Annotated in this window: 19 protein-coding genes and 1 tRNA gene; 11 read left to right on the top strand and 9 right to left on the bottom strand. The window is 63.0% G+C overall.

The window, feature by feature from the left end; genetic code table 11:
* Positions 1 to 10: 10 nt before the first annotated feature.
* Both VII69_11355 and VII69_11350 read left to right on the top strand, forming a co-directional pair.
* Entirely contained in the window at positions 11 to 226 is a 216-nt protein-coding gene (locus VII69_11355; GenBank protein HEY5095705.1) for a glutaredoxin family protein, read from the top strand.
* 46 nt (positions 227 to 272) lie between these two features.
* Positions 273 to 2075 (top strand): GAF domain-containing protein, encoded by a 1803-nt coding sequence (locus VII69_11350; protein ID HEY5095704.1) that lies wholly within the window; start codon positions 273 to 275, stop codon positions 2073 to 2075.
* Positions 2076 to 2077: 2 nt separating this feature from the next.
* Here VII69_11350 and glnA read toward each other — a convergent pair whose 3' ends face one another.
* The 5 genes from glnA to VII69_11325 all read right to left on the bottom strand — a co-directional run bounded on the left by glnA (position 2078) and on the right by VII69_11325 (position 8649).
* Positions 2078 to 3418: a type I glutamate--ammonia ligase gene (gene glnA / locus VII69_11345; protein ID HEY5095703.1), complete on the bottom strand. Its 1341-nt coding sequence runs from the start codon at positions 3416 to 3418 to the stop codon at positions 2078 to 2080.
* The gene (locus tag VII69_11340) at positions 3415 to 4620 is read right to left on the bottom strand and encodes a helix-turn-helix domain-containing protein (GenBank protein ID HEY5095702.1); all 1206 of its coding nucleotides are present in this window, start codon (positions 4618 to 4620) and stop codon (positions 3415 to 3417) included. Before VII69_11340 ends, glnA begins: the two co-directional genes overlap by 4 nt.
* A gap of 7 nt (positions 4621 to 4627) precedes the next feature.
* Positions 4628 to 5911, bottom strand: a complete 1284-nt coding sequence (locus VII69_11335; protein ID HEY5095701.1) for an Nramp family divalent metal transporter — start codon at positions 5909 to 5911, stop codon at positions 4628 to 4630.
* Positions 5912 to 5914: 3 nt separating this feature from the next.
* The gene (locus tag VII69_11330; protein ID HEY5095700.1) at positions 5915 to 7231 is read right to left on the bottom strand and encodes a CBS domain-containing protein; all 1317 of its coding nucleotides are present in this window, start codon (positions 7229 to 7231) and stop codon (positions 5915 to 5917) included.
* Positions 7232 to 7320: 89 nt separating this feature from the next.
* Positions 7321 to 8649 (bottom strand): aminotransferase class III-fold pyridoxal phosphate-dependent enzyme, encoded by a 1329-nt coding sequence (locus tag VII69_11325; protein ID HEY5095699.1) that lies wholly within the window; start codon positions 8647 to 8649, stop codon positions 7321 to 7323.
* A 66-nt stretch (positions 8650 to 8715) separates the two neighbouring features.
* Here VII69_11325 and VII69_11320 point away from each other — a divergent pair, with 66 nt between their 5' ends.
* From VII69_11320 to VII69_11310, 3 genes are read left to right on the top strand one after another with little or no spacing between them, the layout of a single operon-like run.
* Complete coding sequence (locus VII69_11320) at positions 8716 to 9495, top strand: inositol monophosphatase family protein (GenBank protein ID HEY5095698.1); 780 nt, start codon at positions 8716 to 8718, stop codon at positions 9493 to 9495.
* Positions 9482 to 10114, top strand: a complete 633-nt coding sequence (locus tag VII69_11315) for a nucleotidyltransferase family protein (GenBank protein HEY5095697.1) — start codon at positions 9482 to 9484, stop codon at positions 10112 to 10114. The genes VII69_11320 and VII69_11315 overlap by 14 nt, the downstream gene beginning before the upstream one ends.
* Positions 10111 to 10572, top strand: a complete 462-nt coding sequence (locus VII69_11310; protein HEY5095696.1) for a hypothetical protein — start codon at positions 10111 to 10113, stop codon at positions 10570 to 10572. The genes VII69_11315 and VII69_11310 overlap by 4 nt, the downstream gene beginning before the upstream one ends.
* On the opposite strand, the gene VII69_11305 is transcribed toward VII69_11310, so the two are convergent.
* Positions 10541 to 10819 carry an acylphosphatase gene (locus VII69_11305; GenBank protein HEY5095695.1) on the bottom strand — a complete coding sequence of 93 codons (279 nt, stop codon included), beginning with the start codon at positions 10817 to 10819 and terminating at the stop codon, positions 10541 to 10543. The genes VII69_11310 and VII69_11305 overlap by 32 nt on opposite strands.
* Between VII69_11305 and VII69_11300 the strand changes: the two genes are divergently transcribed.
* Positions 10813 to 11334: a hypothetical protein gene (locus VII69_11300; protein ID HEY5095694.1), complete on the top strand. Its 522-nt coding sequence runs from the start codon at positions 10813 to 10815 to the stop codon at positions 11332 to 11334. The two genes, VII69_11305 and VII69_11300, sit on opposite strands and share 7 nt — an antisense overlap.
* Entirely contained in the window at positions 11277 to 12386 is a 1110-nt protein-coding gene (locus VII69_11295) for an alpha/beta hydrolase (GenBank protein HEY5095693.1), read from the top strand. Before VII69_11300 ends, VII69_11295 begins: the two co-directional genes overlap by 58 nt.
* 1 nt (position 12387) lies before the next feature.
* On the opposite strand, the gene VII69_11290 is transcribed toward VII69_11295, so the two are convergent.
* A tRNA-Ser gene (locus VII69_11290) sits at positions 12388 to 12477 on the bottom strand.
* A gap of 192 nt (positions 12478 to 12669) precedes the next feature.
* On the opposite strand from VII69_11290, the gene VII69_11285 reads away from it, so the two are divergent.
* Entirely contained in the window at positions 12670 to 12912 is a 243-nt protein-coding gene (locus VII69_11285) for a hypothetical protein (protein ID HEY5095692.1), read from the top strand.
* Positions 12913 to 13078: 166 nt separating this feature from the next.
* On the opposite strand, the gene VII69_11280 is transcribed toward VII69_11285, so the two are convergent.
* Complete coding sequence (locus tag VII69_11280) at positions 13079 to 13237, bottom strand: hypothetical protein (GenBank protein ID HEY5095691.1); 159 nt, start codon at positions 13235 to 13237, stop codon at positions 13079 to 13081.
* Positions 13238 to 13727: 490 nt separating this feature from the next.
* Between VII69_11280 and VII69_11275 the strand changes: the two genes are divergently transcribed.
* The 3 genes from VII69_11275 to VII69_11265 all read left to right on the top strand — a co-directional run bounded on the left by VII69_11275 (position 13728) and on the right by VII69_11265 (position 15906).
* Positions 13728 to 14174 (top strand): methylglyoxal synthase, encoded by a 447-nt coding sequence (locus tag VII69_11275; protein HEY5095690.1) that lies wholly within the window; start codon positions 13728 to 13730, stop codon positions 14172 to 14174.
* A gap of 137 nt (positions 14175 to 14311) precedes the next feature.
* A complete protein-coding gene (locus tag VII69_11270) occupies positions 14312 to 15418 on the top strand; it encodes a hypothetical protein (GenBank protein ID HEY5095689.1) in 1107 nt (368 codons plus the stop codon).
* A 137-nt stretch (positions 15419 to 15555) separates the two neighbouring features.
* Positions 15556 to 15906 carry a hypothetical protein gene (locus tag VII69_11265; protein ID HEY5095688.1) on the top strand — a complete coding sequence of 117 codons (351 nt, stop codon included), beginning with the start codon at positions 15556 to 15558 and terminating at the stop codon, positions 15904 to 15906.
* Between the two features lie 15 nt (positions 15907 to 15921).
* Here VII69_11265 and VII69_11260 read toward each other — a convergent pair.
* On the bottom strand, positions 15922 to 17196 hold a 1275-nt coding region (locus VII69_11260), incomplete at its 5' end, for a PLP-dependent aminotransferase family protein (protein HEY5095687.1).

Here is a 17196-nt window from a genome sequence, read left to right as displayed (position 1 = left end):
GTCTTCATAATTGGCTGCACACACTCAGATCTACACCAAGCGTGGCTGTCCGTATTGCGCTGCCGCGATGAACGATATGCGGTCCCGCGGCGTCCCATTCACACAAATCGACGTACAGGCCGATCTGAAAGCCAGAAAAGCCATGGAAGCGCTGTCGGGCGGCCTTCGCGTCCCGACCATCGTCCAGCCGGACGGCATCGTCACCGTCGGATTCGACGGCTACTGAACGGTGCACGATTGACCGGCGTGACCGGTCTGCCGATAACTTCTTGGTGAGCATTCGCATCGCACCGCAGGACGACACGAGACTCGAGGAGACTCGGGTCATCGAGCTTGGCATGCTGCGCGGCCGATTCGTCGCCGCCTCCATCGCGTCGCTGCTGATACTCTTCCTTCCCGTGCCCGTTCCGCTGCTCATGCGCGCGGTCCCCGTCGCTCTGTGGTTCGCTTTCGGCGCAGTCGCGTATCGCACCACGACGGTCGCGGATAGCATCGGGCGCATCCGTCTAGCGTCTCGGCTCCTCGTCGGGTTTGATACGCTCACGGTGCTCATCCTCATCTCCGCGTATTGGGCCACCGTTCCGGCGGCTTGGGCCGGCATGCTCCCGATCATCGTGTATGCGGCCACGCGCGAGCGCGAGTTGGGAGCGGCGATCACCGGTGTGCTGACCACGCTTATGCTCTTTGTGGGATACGTCTTTCAGTACACCGGCGCGACCGCCGACGTCGCGGCGTACAACCTCATCGCCGCGGTGGCGTACACGTGGATAACGGTACTGATGACCACCATGCTGGTCCGCGCGACCGTCGCGCGCACCGATATGCTCGTCGCGAAACAATCGACGCTCGAGTCGGTGGTCGCGACCGAAGGCGCCAAGCGCGCGGACTACGAGGCGCAGGCCAATACGTTGCGTCTCTTGGTCGAGCTGGCGGTGACGCTGCTGCGCGAGCGCGAGCTGAATGCATTGCTGGATCGCGTGCTCGCCGTCACGTTGCGCACGTTCGGCTTTCGCTGCGGCGCGATCCTCGTAGCGCAGCGCGAGCGCGAGTCGTACGAGTACCGTACGGTTTCCGGCTACACCGACGAGGTCGCGAAGAGACTCTTGGGCCGCGAAGTCTCGTTCGCGCAAGTGGAGATCAAACTCGACCAGAAATTCTTGATCGCGCCGTCGGTCTATTACGCGCCGATCGAGCGGCATACGTGGCACACGGATCCCGAATTGTGCTTCGATCCCGAGCAAGCCGTCGGGCAACGCGCCGCCCCGGGCATCTGGCACGCTGCAGACACGCTCGTCATCACGCTGATGTCCTCGGCGGGTGAAGTGATCGGCCTGCTTTGTCCAGACGAGCCGGTGGACGGATTTGTTCCCCAAGCGTCGACGATGCGCAATGTCGCATTGTTCGCGCGGCTAGCCGCCGCAGCGATTGAGAACGTGCACGTCGTCTCGCACGAACAGCATCGCGCGCTGGCCCTCGAACGAAGGTCGACCGATGCGGAGGCGCTTGCCGAGCAGCGCCGCCGGCAAGCCGACCGCTTGGCCCGCATACTCGACGTCACCGCGGCGATCTTCAGCGAGCGCGACCTCGACACGATGCTGCGCCGCATTCTCATCGTCACGCTCGACACGTTCGGCTTTTCTGCCGGCTCGATCCAGACGCTCGACGCCGACCGCAACGTGTTCGTGCGCCGCGCCGCCCTCGGCTATCCGGGCGAGGTCGTGGGTAAAGAGACCTCGGTCGCCGACATGCGCCGCATGATGTCGGTGCGCGGCAAATACCGCGACACCTACTATTACGTGCCGATGGAATTGAACGTCAGCGGCGGCATCACGCGCAACGAAGACATCGTGGTCTTGCCGCGCATACAGCCGGGCGACTGGCACGAGCTCGACCTGTTGCTCTTCCCGATCCTGAATTCTCAGGGCGAGATGATTGGGATTCTATCGCCCGATGATCCAAAGACGCATCTCGTGCCGGACGACGAGACCGTGCGCACGATTGAAGTGTTCGCGCAACTTGCGGGTCTTGCGATGGAAACCGCGCAGATGCGCGATGCGCAGGCCGCCAGGCGCTGACGTCACAATTGGAGGTACGCTTCGTACTCCCAAAGGTGGACTTGCAACCGGTACGATTCCCACTCGGCAAGCTTAGCTTCGCGAAAGCGATGGTACGAATGATCGCCGAGCGCCGCTTGCACCAACTGATCGGCATCAAGAGCGGCGATCGCTTCTTGCAACGACGCGGGCAATTGCTCCACGCCTAGCGCTGCTCGCTCCGCCTCAGGGAGCGAAGCGACGTTTGCGTCGACCGAATCGCCCGGCACCGATTTGCGGCGGACACCGTCGAGCCCCGACGCGATGACGCATGCCAGTGCGAGGTACGGGTTGCACGACGGATCCGGCGAGCGCAGCTCCACGTGCGCACCCGCTCCGTGATCGGAAGGAACGCGCACGAGCGCGCTCTTCGCGCGATGCGACCACGATGCGTAGCACGGCGCGTCGTAGCCCGGCACGAGGCGTTTGTACGAGTTGACCGTCGGATTCGTGATCGCGGTGAACCCGCGCGCGTGCGCTAGCAAGCCGCCGACGTAGGCGAGACCCGTTTCACTGAGCTCGGGTGCGTTTGATCGGCCGAGATCGCCTGCGCCGGCCGAGATGAACGCGTTGATGCCGTCGCGCGCGAGATACTGCGTGAAGTGCAACCCGCTGCCATCCTGATTGGCGTGCGGTTTGGGCATGAACGTGGCGTGGAGGCCGTGACGGACGGCCACGGTCTTCACGACGAACCGCGCAGTCGCGATGGCGTCGGCGAGCGCGAGCGCGTCGGTGAACGCCAGATCGATCTCGTGTTGTCCGGGAGCGACTTCGTGATGCGTGGCTTCGACGCGGATGCCCATCTCTTCCAAAGCAAGCGACACGTCGCGCCGCGCGAGGTCGCCGCGATCGATCGGGCTCAGGTCGAAATACGAACCACGATCGGCAGTAGCCGTCGTCGGATCGCCGTCGGCTCCACGTTCGAACAAGAAGAATTCGAGTTCCGCCGCCACGTGCACCGTGAAGCCGTCACCGTTGGCCGATTCGAGGGCGCGACGCAACGTGGTGCGCGGGCAGCCCTCAAACGGCGTGCCGTCCGGATTGACGACGTCGCAGATGAGACGCGCCTCGAGCGGCGCTCCTTCGACGGTGGGGAGCACCGCGAACGTGCCTGAATCGGGCGAAAGATACATATCCGACTCTTCGAAGCGGACGAATCCTTCGATGCATGAGCCGTCGAAGACCACGTTGCCGTCAAGCGCGGCTTCGAGTTCCTTGACTGGAACGGCGACGTTCTTGGTGACGCCGTGGATGTCGCTGAACTGTAGGCGCACGAACCGGATGCCCAGGTCCTTGGCGCGTTTGATGAGATCGCGTTTGCTCATGACTGTTTTGCGTCCTCGCCGCGTTGCATTAGACGGATGGCGAGCGCCGCTCGCACGGAGAGCTGGTCCTTGGGCGCCTTGAAATCGATCTTCAAGATCTGCGCGATCTGATTGAGCCGGTAGAAGATCGTGTGGCGATGCACCGATAGCCGTTCGGCCGCTTCCTTGACGTTTTCTCCGACATCGAAGTAGAGCCGTAAGGTCTGAAGAAGCTCGGTGCGGTGTTTGCGGTCGTACGCGGCCAGCGGTTCTAGCTGGGCATCGGCGAACGCGCCGAACGCTTCGCGGCCGGCGCCGGCATGCAGCAGCGCGAACAATCCAAGATCGTGGTACGTGGTGACCGTACCGTGCCCGAACAAGCGGCATCCAAGGGTGAGGGCTTGGCGCGCCTGATCGATGGACATGGGCAAGTCGAGTGGGTCGGGCTGATGGCTGCCCACGCCGCATGCGATGGAACGCACGGCGCCTTGCTGCGTCAGCACGCGGACGGCGTGCTGGGCCGCCTGACGAGCGCGTGCGATGTCGGTTTGATTCTTCACCGCGAACAGCACGATGGCGGGCCCGGCGCCGAACGGCGGCAGCACGGCCTCGGCCGAGCCGAGCGCCTGTGCAAGTGCGTCGCGAGCGATCTGCGGCGCCACGCCTTCGACATCAAAGACCGCGGCGACGTAGGATGCCGCGAGCGGGATGGCCGCCGCAGCAGCTTCGTCGCGCAGTGCCGACGCATCCACGAAACCGCCGGTCAAATAGCGCTCCCAAAAAGCGCGCCGGGTCTGCGTGCGTCCGCTGCCGCGGCGCATGCACTCCACGCCTGCTGCGCCCGCGACGACGCGCAACGCCGGGCCGGCGTAGCTCGGCATTTTTCCGCGAACGAATAAAGTCACGTAACCCGCGGCACCGCCCGTGTCGGACGTGCCGCCCGGCATCGGGGCGCACAGCGCGGTCACGCTATCGTCGAGCTTTGCGCGAACCAGACCGTCCGCTGCGCCGGCGCGATCGTGGTGCGGCGCGAAGGTGGCGGGCAGGGCGCCGTCTCCGTCGCCGAACTGGGCGATGGCGAGATGCCGCCACTGCTCGTCTTCGACAAGTACGGAGCCGTGAACCGCATCGGCGAGCAGCTGCGCGAGCGCCTTGAGCCCGCCCCCTCCGGTGATGGTGCGGGCGGCGCGTTCGGCGAGTGCGGCAAGGTCGTCGGCGGTCACCTTTTCTTCAACTCCAATGGATGAGCGGTGCCGCGAGCACGATGACCGTCGCGACGATTGTGACGCCGGCCGTGGTCCAGGCGATCACGTTTGCCACCGGTCCATTCACGTACTTGCCCATCAACTGCTTATCGTTGACGAGCAGCAGCATGGCGACCACGATGAACGGCAAGAGCATGCCCGCGATGGCCTGCGAGTATTCGATGATCGTGAACAGCGGGACTTGCAGCACGAGCACGCTCACCGCGCCGATCGCGACGATGGCGAAGTACAGCGTATAGAACGCGGGCGCTTCACGGAACGTCTTGGCGACGCCCGCCTCGAAGCCCAGCGCTTCACAGACGGTGTACGCGGTGGACAGCGGCAGCACCGACGCGGCGAAGAGCGACGCGTTGAGCAGGCCGATCGCGAAGAGGATCTCCGCGAAGGGGCCGGCGAGCGGCGCCAGTGCCCGCGCGGCCTGCGACGCCTCGGTGATGTTGGTCTGACCGTGGATGAATAGCGTCGCGCCGCACGATACGATGATGAAGAACGAGACGATGTCCGTGACGAGACAGCCTGTGACGACGTCGATCTGCGAATACCGCAGATCTTTCGGCTTGACGCCTTTCTCCACCACCGATGACTGGATGTAGAACTGCATCCACGGCGTGATCGTCGTCCCGATCACCGCGAGCAAGCTCAGCCAAAAAGCGGACGAAGCCGTGAAATGCGGCACGACGGTCGCCACCAACACCTCGTGCCAATCGGGCTTGGCCAAAAAACCCGAGATGATGTAGGTGAAATACACGACGCACGCCGCCAAGAAGATCCGCTCCACGGTCTTGTAGTCCGCGCGCAGAGCGAGCAAGGCCACAAAAAGCGCGGCGGCTGGAACTGCGACGTAGCGTAAGAACGGGTGGAAGATATCTGCGCTTGCCGCAACGCCGGCAAATTCGGCCATCGTGGTGAGCAGATTGGTCATCACGAGCAAGGCGAGCACCAAGAGCGTGATGCGCACGCCGAATTTCTCGCGGATCAAATCGGCAAGACCTTTGCCTGTGACGATGCCCATCCGGACGCAGATCTCCTGGACCACGATCAAGCCGATGGTGATAGGGATGAGCGTCCACAGCATGCCGTACCCGAACTGCGCGCCGGCCTGCGAATACGTGCCGATGCCGGCGGCGTCGTTGTCGAGATTGCCGGTGATGAATCCCGGACCCACGATGGAGAAGAAGAGCAGCATCGAACGCCACAAGGTGGGCCGCTTCGGCGCCGCAGGCTGTTTGACGGTATCCGCCGCCTCCACGCGCTACGTTCCGGTCCGTGTCTTGGTACGCGAGCGGCCCATGCGCGGCAACATCTTGCGCAATTTCTCCGGCAGCACAACATCCATCGCGTCGTCCACGGTCACGATGCCCTGCATGCGGCCGTCGTCGTCGACGACCGGCAGGGCGAGGAAGTCGTAGCGCGCGATGGTGGAGGCGACCTCATCACGCGCGGTGCCGGTGTGCACTGTCACCACGTCGTCCGTCATGATGTCCGAGACGGGCGACGCCGGATCGGCCGTCACGAGGTTGCGCAGCGTGACGACACCCAAGATATGCTCTTGGGGATCGAGGACGTAGAGATAGTAGACAAGTTCGGCGTCTTCGGCGGCCTTGCGGATGTGCGCGAAGGCATCTGCCACGGTGAGGCCCGGCGGCAGCCAAAGATATTCCGTCGTCATCAAACCGCCGGCAGTCTCTTCGTCGTGCGATAGCAATTCGCGGACGTCTTGCGCCTCCTCGGGCTCCATGAGGCTCAAGATCTCTTGCTGGCGTTCCGGCTCTACTTCGCTCAGGAGGTCGGCGGCGTCGTCCGGCTCCATGTTCTCGATGATGTCAGCGGCACGTGCCGGCTTGATGTCCTCGAGGATCGAGAGCTGGGTGTCGACATCGAGCTGTTCGAAAGCTTCGGCCGCGGTCTCTTCGTCGAGCGATCCCATGAGCGACGCCTGGTCGGCCGCATTGAGGTCTTCGATGATCGCCGCGAGATCGGCTGGGTGGATGCGCTGCATCTTGTCATGCGGCACGCGCAGGCGGATGGCGTCGCCGGGTTCGTCGCGATGCAGAGGCTGCACCGTATCCCACGAGATCAATGCTTGTCTGATGCCCGGCCGCGAGGCGCGTTCGAGCCAGCGCTGGCCGAGGCCGCGCAATCCCATGCGGCGCAAGAGCCCCGACAAGCCGATGTCGGCGGCGATGACGCGCAGGCTGTCGCCTGCCGGCGCGAGTTTGAGATCGTTGATGCGAACGACCTTGCGGCCGTCCACGTCGAGGATCTGCTTGTCGAGCAGCTCCTTGTTGAGCAGCAGCTCGCCGGACGGACGCTCTAAAAGCGAAATGTCGAGCGGCTCGGCGGTCAGTGATACGTCGCGGGGACCGATCGCGGCGACCGCCGCGAACGGCGCATAGCGCAGCTTCCCATCGCTGCAACGGATGTACAAGCCGGTGACCGCGGGAAATGCATCATCGCTGCCGGAGATCGAAAGATCTTCGAGCTTACCGACCTTGCGTGATTTGCCGTCCGAGACGACGCTGACGGACCGGCCGCACAGCTCGCTCACGAATTCCTCGCGGAGGTCCATGGCCGTCGCCTTCCATAAAGTTTGCCTCCACGCGCGCCGGTTAAAGTTCGGCGCATCATACGAGAAAGAGTCGGCTCGACTCTGAAGTGTCAGGACTCCCGGATAGAGCGCTCCACGATGTCCGTCGCCCGATCGATCTGGTCGCGGTCCACGACGAGCGCCGGGGTGAACCGGATGGCCGAGAACCCGCACGGCAGCACCATTAAGCCATGGCGAAAGCAGTTGTTGACCACACGGTCGCGCAACTCCGTGTTGTGATCGCGCGTCGCGCGCGACGTGACGAAGTCGATGGCGAGCATGAGTCCTTTGCCGCGCACGTCGCCGATGACATCATGCCGGGTCTGCAGCTCCTCGAGCTTGCCGATGAAGTAGGCGCCCATTTCGGCCGCGCGATCCACTAAATGCTCCTGCTCGATCACTTCGAGGGTGGCCTTGGCGGCCGCGAGTGCGATTCCGTTCCCACCGAAGGTGTTCGAGTGCGCGCCCTGTGCGCCGAAATCGTATTCGGCGTCCATGACCTGCGCGCCGACGGCGACGCCCGAGCCGAGCGCCTTGGCAAGCGATGTGAAGTTGCCCGCGACGCCATGGTGTTCGATGGCGAGCATTTTTCCGGTCTTGCCGATGCCGGCTTGCACTTCATCGTCGACGTAGGCGATGCCGTGGCGCTCGCACATGTCGCGAAGGATGCGGATGAAGTCCGACGGCGGCACGATATAGCCGCCTTCGCCTTGAATGGGTTCGACGAACATGGCCGCGACTTCATCGGGCGGGATCAACTGTTTGAAGTAGATCTCTTCGAGGATGTGCGCGCACCAAACGTCGCAAGCCGGGTACGTCATTTTGTACGGGCAGCGATAGCATGATGCGTACGGCACGTGATGCACGTCGGCGATGTTCGGCGTGAAGCGCGCGCGCTGGACGACTTTGCTCGCGGTCATGGAGTTGGCGCCCAAAGTGCGGCCGTGGAAAGCGCCGAGAAATGCGATGAGCCGCTTGCGCGTGGGCTTCGTCCAACGCGCGGCTTTGATCGCCGCTTCGTTGGCTTCCGTGCCGCTCGAACACAGGAACACTTTTTTGCCGGTGAGGCTGGGCACGAGTTTTGCCAGCTTTTCCGCGACGTCGGCCTGCAGCGGCGAATAGAAATCCGGGCTGTTGATGAACAGCCACCGGTTGGCCTGCTCGGTGATGGCGGCCACGACTTTTGGATGGCTGTGGCCAGTGGCCGCGACCATGCCGCTCGTGAAGTCGAGGAACACGTTGCCGTCGACGTCTTCGAGCATGAGGCCGCTGGCTTGTTTGACGACGATCGGAGCGGTTTTCGTTCCGGTCGTCATGGCGGCTGCCTCGCGCGCGACAACCCCAGCACCCTTTGAACCGGGCAGCGAAAGGGTCTTTATCTCGGGTTTTGCGCCAAGCATGATACTCTGAGCGTTCCACAATATAGATGAGGAATCTTGCCTCGGCATGCGAACCCGCGTCGAGCCATGGATCAACGATTGCGAACGGCAGAACGCGCAGCGCGTGCGGCGGGCGCCTTACTGCGCGATATGCTGGGGACGCACATCCACGTCCGCTCGAAGGATGTGCGATCTAACCTCGTGACCGAAGCGGACACGCGCAGCGAAGCGCTCATCCGCACGATGATCGCCGAAGATTTTCCCGACGATTCAGTGCTTGGCGAAGAGGGCGGCGCCTCCGGCGGGTCGGGAACCGGCCGTTGGATCGTCGATCCGCTCGACGGCACCACGAACTTCGCGCACGGCTACCGCTGCTTTTGCGTCTCTATCGCGTATGAAAAGGACGGCGCGTTGCTGGCCGGCGCGGTCTACGACCCGATGGCGGACGAGATGTACAAGGCAGAACGGGGCGCGGGCGCTAGCTGCGACGACAAGGTTCTCGCGGTTTCGCCGCATGCCGACTTGCGCGACGGCCTGCTGGTGACCGGTTTTCCGCCGCTCCGCGATGTGGGCGGTATCCCCAACCTAGAGATGATGGCGAACTTCATGCGCCGCGCGCAGGCGGTCCGGCGCGATGGCTCTGCCGCGCTCGATCTGTGCTACGTCGCGGCAGGCCGCTTCGAAGGATTTTGGGAGGCTGGGCTGCATGCGTGGGACGTCGCTGCCGGCGCGCTGATCGTGGCCGAGGCCGGCGGACGGGTCACCGACTATTCAGGCAAGCCGCTGCGCGTGGATTGCGGTGAGATGCTTGCGTCAAACGGACTCGTCCATGACGCGATGTTGGAAGTTCTGCGTGCAGGGCCGTAGTCTGAGAGCGGCCGAGCCGGAGATGTCGACTGCTGTGGTCGTGCTCGCGGCGGGCTCGGGCTCGCGCTTCGGCGGACGCAAACTCATCGCGGACTTCAAGGGCCGGCCGCTTTTGCAGCGCGCGATCGACGCGGCGTGCGGCTCGCGCGCGCGCATCTGCGTGCTCGTGCTCGGCGCCGACTCCGAAAGCGTTCTTGATCGCGTCGAGTCACGCAGGTGCTCGATCGTGCTCAACGGCGCGTGGCCGGAGGGGATCGCTTCATCCATCCGGACCGGTCTCGCTCTTGCCCTCGAGTTCGACGCCTGCGTCTTCATGTTGGCGGATCAGCCGTTCGTGACAAGCGCCAACATCGACAGCCTTTGCAATGCGGCTGGAGTTCGGCCCGGAGATCGTCAACGGCCGCCGCCGATCGTCGCGTTGCGCATGGGCCGAGCATGGGGCTCGCCGGTTCTCTTCCCGCGCCACGATTTCGCAGCGTTAGAGCGCCTTGAGGGAGATGCCGGCGCGAAGCGTTACGCGCAATCGCAAACGCGGCGTTTACGATTTGTGACGGCGGGCGACCCCCGCGCGTTTTGCGATATCGATTCGCCCGCCGATCTTCGGGCGTTGCGCGTTTGAGCACGCCGGCTGAACGAGCGGGCTACTCACAACGTCCGCTTGCGGAAAAACTCGGCATCAAAGCCGGCCATCGCATCGCGTTTATGATGGCGCCCAAAGGCTTTGACGCGATCCTCGGACCTTTGCCGGCCGGCGTACGTCGTGCTCGGGAGCTTCGCGGCCCGATCGATGTCATCGTGTCGTTCGCCGGCGACGCGAGCGGACTCAGCCGCCGGATCGCAAGCGCGAAGCGCGCCCTGTCGCCCGCCGGCATGCTCTGGGTGTGTTGGCCGAAGAAGACATCAGGCGTTGTCACAGATGTCGATGAGAACATCGTCCGCGAGTTCGGGCTCGCGGCGGGTCTGGTGGACGTGAAGATATGTGCCGTCGTCGCTACCTGGTCGGGTTTGAAATTCGTCTATCGCTTGAGAGACCGGCCGGCCGCCGTCAAGCTTCGCCGCGTACGCCGAACGAATTGAACTCGCCGGTCGCCGGCTCGTCGATCGTATCGATGTTGCGCACCACGGCGCCGCGCGGTCCTTTCTCGCACCATGCCTGCATCTGCGCCAACGCCGGCGCGTCGCCTTCAGCTAGGACTTCAACGCTGCCGTCGAGACGATTGCGCACCCATCCGGTCAACGCAAGCTCCCGCGCGCGCTCGAGCGCAGAGCCTCTGAAGAAGATGCCCTGCACGCGGCCGTGGATGATGAGATGAATTCTTGGCACACAATCAATCCGTGGTGGAGCGGGAGTCGTTCGACCGGATTCTTGTGAATAGCGCAGCCGGCCCTGCCGAAGCGCCCGTAGGATTCATCCGCGACTACGGCGCAAACCAACAGGTGTCTCTGTGGGGCCGACCTTTCTGGTCGGCCGGCGAGATTCAGCTCGCCAACTCAATGCGCTACCTGCTTGGCGTCGGATTCATACTAGCCGGGCTGCTGCATTTTCTGCGAACGTCCACGTACATGCGAGCCATTCCGCCGGCGCTCGGCCACGCCGAAGCACTCGTATACATCAGCGGCGTCTGCGAAATCGCAGGCGGAATCGGCGTGATGATCGCCCGCACGAGGCGGCCGGCCGGCATCGGTCTCATCGCGCTGCTGATCGCCGTATTTCCTGCGAACCTCTACATGGCGATGCACCCGCAGCTATTCGCGGATATCGCATCGCAAACGACGCTGCTGTGGCGCCTGCCGGTCCAGGCTGTCCTTATCGCATGGGTGTGGTGGTGCTGCTTCTGATATTTGCCGCCGTCCTGGCGGCGTTGTGCATCTGGATCGTTCTGCCGCCGCCGAACGGACCGGCGTTTGTCGCGACCGACGTGGCGATCGAATTCAGCCCGTACTTGCTCGTGCTAAACGCCGCCTTGCTTTTCGCGGCTTTCCGATCGCGCCCTCATCTGAAGCCCGCGAGCGTGATACTTATCGGGTTGAACATCGTCTTGTGCGCGCTGCCGCTCGGCGCGATGTTCTGGTCCGGCATTCGACCTGCATTGCCGGCGACCGGAGCCGCGGGAGAAGCGGTGATCGAATCGTCAATTCCGTTCACACTCGGCGACGATCGCACGGCCATCCGCGCCTATCTCCCAGCGGCTGGAACGAAGAACCCGATCGTCTTCGCGATCTATGGCGGATCATGGCAACGCGGAACCCCTGCGAACGACACCGGAATCAACCGAGCACTGGCCGCAAGCGGATATGCCGTCTTTGCACTCGACTATCGGCATGCACCCGCGTTTCGTTTTCCAGACGCTTTGAACGACGTGCGGTCCGAAGTGTCGGCCATCTTGAATAATGCGAGCGCGTATCGCGCGGATCGAACGCGCGTAGCCGTTCTCGGTCATTCGTCCGGCGGAGAGCTTGCGGAACTCTTAGCATTCGAACCGCACTCGCCGTTTCGCGCGCTGATCAGCTACTCGGGCGCCATCGATCTGTTGAAGGGATACGAAATCCTACCGAAGCCGGATCCGCTCGACGTGCGCTCGATCATCGTCGCATACATGGGCGTCACACCGGCCGAAGACCCGGCGCGCTATCGATTGGCTTCGCCGATCTATCAAGTGCGGCGCAATCTGCCTCCGACGCTCTTGATCTACGCCGATCGCGATCACGTCGTCGACTTCGGCTATGCGGAGACATTTCGCGATGCTCTCCGTGCCGACGGCGATGACGTGACCTTCGTCGACATTCCATGGACCGAGCACGGATATGAGGAAGTGCCGTTGGGACTTCACGCGCCGATCGCGCTGCGCGCGGTCGAAGGTTTTCTTGGACGCACGCTCGGCAATGAATGATTGGCGGAGGGGGTGAGATTCGAACTCACGAGAGACTTGCATCTCTAACGGTTTTCAAGACCGTCGCATTCAACCGCTCTGCCACCCCTCCGGACGCGAGCCGCGCCTTATTTGACGGGCTTTCTGCGGGTTCCCGGTTGCCCAAGCGCCTGCCGCACCTCGTTTCTCGAGGCGAATGCTTCCGAGAGGTGTCGGTCAACAGTCGTTCATCGTTACTCCGTAGGACGCGACATCGTAATCCAGCTAGGAGAGGTCTGACAATGCCACAGCGGAACATCGTCGGATGGACAAATTCAGAGGGCGCGCTAAACCGGGCGAGACGAAAGATGGCCGCTGCGAGTGCGCGGGTTGTCCGGCGGGCAAACATGCCGACGGCCGATGCATCGCAGACAGCGTTGCAGATCCAGCGCCGTCGAATTCCGGCTTCGTTGGCGTGCTGGAGTGGGATGCTTCGCGTGCGCCGGCAAAGTGGTTTTGGTACTGCGGACCGTGCGCCGCAGAATATAACCGGAATACGGGTCACTAGTAGATGCCCATCGATCGACATTCCGGCCAGCTTACGGCACACATTTAGAGCGCGAGAACGGCGAGTCCCGGGGGCTCCAGCGCCCGCAAATCCAAATCAACAATCGGGGCGGGCGCTGCGGCGTCAGCCCCGGTCATTTGGGGGGGACGAAGTACGCGCGTTTGAGCTATCGCCGCCGGGCTAGTTCATCATCGAGCTTGTGGTATATAGCCAGCGCGACGTTGGCTACAATTCTGAGCAGTCGCTGTTCGGCCGAGTCTCCGGCTGGAATGCTATCGAGTTCCTTTTGGGCGGCCTCGATCAATTGTTCTGGTTTGATTGCCATGTCTTACCTGACTTTCAACGACCCCGATCGCGAGTATCTGCGATCGACGATAGAGCGCTCCGCGCGATCGGACGCGAACTCTTCGCAGCCAAGATCTCGCGCCCACGCGCGCGATGCCGCGATCAAAGTACGAGCCACTCTCGAACGCCGCGCCGCGGGAACGACATACAGACCTTCGATGAAGCCGACCCGCCCTGTCGCAAGGCCTGGAAACTATGCGGCCGCCCTCGGACTGCGCAAACAAGATGGCTTTCGGTTCGTCCAACTCCCCGCCAAAATACCGATCGATTTCGGCGGCGTGATCCTGGAAGGACGACTCCGGCCAAAGACTGTGGCGTAGATCGGCCCATGCGGCGGAATCGCCCGGCGTGGCCCAGCGCACACGGTATTCTTCGATTGCCTTCATGTGGAGCGGCAGCCCCGTTTGACGGGCCTCCGTTCGAATCCGCTCAAAGCACGACTTGCGCCGGTGAACGGCGAATAACCCGTCATGAAACGATACGACCATCCCACGCCGGCGGACGACCGCCATCCCCGCGTCGCGTTGATCGCGCACGACGCCCGCAAGCACGAGATGGCCGAATGGAGCGCGTTCAATCGCGGAACTTTGGCGAAGTGCAAGATCTTCGCAACCGCGACGACCGGCCATTCCGTCGCGGAAAAGCTCGACTTGCCGATCACCATGCTGCTTTCGGGTCCGCTCGGCGGCGATGCGCAAGTGGGCGCGATGATCGCAGAACGGAAGATCGACGTGATTTTCTTTTTCTGGGATCCGCTCTCGCCGCAGCCGCATGACGTCGACGTAAAAGCGCTGCTGCGTCTCGCGGTGCTGTACGACGTTCCGATCGCGTGCAACCGGCGGTCGGCCGACATGCTCATCTCATCGCCGCTGTTCATGGATCTCGCGTATCACGAAGTGAACCGGACTGCGGGTTAGCCGCATCGCGCGAGGATTTTGCTTTTCGCGAAGGGTTCGGGCCTCGCGAGCACAAAATTTGAAAGCAGCCGCCTGACTCTTGCGATGCGCGCCCGCATATCAAGCGTTGTTGTGACTATTGGCTGGAGAGATTCTAGATGAGATATCGATGGTTGGCGGCAGCCGGCTTGGCCATGATGTGTTCGCTCGCAACCCAAACCGCCTTCGCGGGTCCATGCACGTCCACGATTATGCAGACTCCATCCATCGGCGGAGAAGGCGCGCTGGTCGCCGTGTCAGGCACGTCGGTGAACGATGTCTGGGCCGTCGGATGGTATGGAATGCACGCCGGCAAGAAACGGGGCCTCGTCGAACACTTCGATGGTTCGAACTGGTCGGTCCAATCGAACAGCATCAACGAACCGCTCATCTCAGTCAGCGAGGCCAGCCCAACCGACGTCTGGGCCGTCGGCAAGAGCATTTGGCATTGGGATGGCGCCACGTGGCGATCCATGCCTGGTGCCGCACCCGGCCGGGGAATCTATCACTATGCAAATGCGATCGCTGCCGATCGCAATAATCCAAACGAAGTCTGGGCTGTCGGCGTCGAAGGATACAATGGAGTGGTAGAGAGTTGGCCCTGGGCAGAGGAGTGGAACGGCGCGAAATGGACCGGATGGGCATTGCCGGGCGGCTCAAAGACGAGCGAGCTGCTTTCCGTGACGATGTTGCACGACGGCGCGGCATGGACAGTCGGGGAGACACAGCCCGGTCGCTTCAACCAAACGACGCCGATCGCGGACATATGGACCGGCGCGCATTGGAATTCCATCCAGCCCGCCAAATCGTTCGGCGTCTTATGGGCGGTGACGGCGAGAGATGGTCGCGACGTTTGGGCGATCGGAGAGCACGACTCCGGTTTGGCCGACATCGAGCACTGGAACGGTGCGAGATGGTCCGAGTCGCCGCTTCAGTTGCCGACCGGAGGACAGTTCGATTCGGTATCGACATCATTGGCCGGCGATGCGTGGGCCGTCGCGCACCTGAGTCAAACGTATACGTCGGCTCAATCGGTCGTGCTCGAACATTGGAGTGGCATGGCCTGGCTGCGAGCGTCGATCCCGATCGTCGATGCGGGAACGGTCGTACATGGGTTAGCCGACTTCGACGGCAACGCGATCGCGGTGGGTGCGATCCAACAAACAAATGAAGGTCCGGACGCTCCAAGTCAAACCGTCGCGTTTGAGGCGCAGTGTTCTCCGTAGAGATCCTGCCAAAAGCGCGCGTCCTCATCTATAACGGTGCTCGCCGGACGGTCGGCACGCGTTGCAAGGCGACGGGGGCCTCAGACTTGAATCGCGCAAGCGAAACGTGCCAAATACGATGATGTGTGGAGGGCGACATGACATCGGACTGGGCCATCAGCACGCTGCACTCGCTGCTCGATCATCGAGTCAGCATCCGGTTCAAGGCTAGCGCGAAATACGCACTTGGGGTGACCGACTCCGACTGCAGCGGCTACCTGGATGCAAGTCCGTTCCACGATGGTCTGCGATTCCGGCTGCTGTCGGACAGACCAACACAGTCAAACGCGGTCACACTCGTTCCTTTTTTCGACCCTCACGAAGTCGAAATCGAGGAGATCGCGCTCCTTCTTTCAGGCTCTGCGCAGCCCGAATGCGTGTGGAACGCGGCTCATCCAACCGGCCGCGATCTTCCTCGAGGGCCCGAATCGCCGGTCCTGACCCAATAGCAAAACATTCAATAGTCACGCCGACTTGGAGCGTCCACGGACGCGGCGGAGAGCCCACGCGAGCGCTTGAATCCCGGTCTGCGTTTCCCGTTCGTCAGCTTGAGTGTATCCCAGCACCAATCCGTTTCGCGTCGCCTTTCCGAGAAAGTGCGTTGAGAGCGCGCCTGCGCTCACGCCGAGATCCCACGCGGCGGCTGCCACCTTGTTGTCGTCGAGGCGCGCTCGAAAGTATCCGACGAGATGGATGCCCGCGGGATTTGGTTCCAAGATAAGGTCGTCGCCGATGACGCGTCGCGATTCTTTGATGAAGAAGGCTTGGCGTTCTTCGTACAGCGACCGCATCCGCCGAAGGTGACGCGCGAAGAAGCCCTGTTCCATGAAGTCGGCCAGGACCGCCTGCTCTACCCCAGGAGAGTGACGATCGCTAAAGCGGCGAGCGGCCACAAAGGCGTCGACCAAGTCGGGCGGCGCGATGACGTAGGCCAGGCGGAGCGAGGGCACGAGCACTTTGCTGAACGTGCTGACATAGATGACGCGATTGGACTCGTCGATACCCTGCAGAGCGGTCAACGGTTGGCCGCGGTAACGGAAGACGCCGTCGTAGTCGTCTTCGATGATCCAACCCCGGCACCGCTGCGCCCACGCCAGTAGTTGCATTCGACGTGACGCGGAGAGCGTCGCCCCGGTGGGCATCTGATGCGACGGCGTGACGTACGCGATGCGCGCGCGAGGGCACGCGCGGATCGCGTCATCGACCCGAAAACCCTCGGCGTCCACCGCGACGGGAACGGCACGAAGGCCAAGAGCGGCCGCCGTGCCGCGCATGCCAGAATATCCCGGATCTTCCAAGAGGATTTGATCGCCCGGATTTGTCAGCAGGCGCAACGTCATCTCGATCGCTTGAAACGATCCGTTCACGACGATAACCTGATCGGCGTCGCACCGGGCGCCTCGCGTCGCGGTGGCGTGCGCAGCGATGGCCTCTCGAAGCGGCCGGTAACCTTCGGTTTCGCCGTAGCTCAGCAGCGCGGGGTCGGGCTTGCGCCATCTTCGCTGGGTAAGCCGGCCCCAGAGCGCGTGCGGAAAAGCGTTTATCGCCGGTATTCCGGCGGAAAACGGCACTAACGATTGCAATAAGTTCGGATGGCTGTTGGACGCGCGCTCAAGCGACGTGCCGCGGCGCGAAAGAAGCGGCCGGAGCGGCGCTGGACGCGCGACTCCGCGCCGAACTCGCGCGGACTCGCCTCTCGGCACCTCAACAACGCGAGTCGCATCGCCGACCCGTCCGCT

The organism is Candidatus Eremiobacteraceae bacterium (assembly GCA_036511855.1).
Classification (GTDB): domain Bacteria; phylum Vulcanimicrobiota; class Vulcanimicrobiia; order Eremiobacterales; family Eremiobacteraceae; genus JABCYQ01.
The sequence above is the reverse complement of the archived record's forward strand: the minus strand, read 5'-3'. Positions and strand labels throughout refer to the sequence as shown.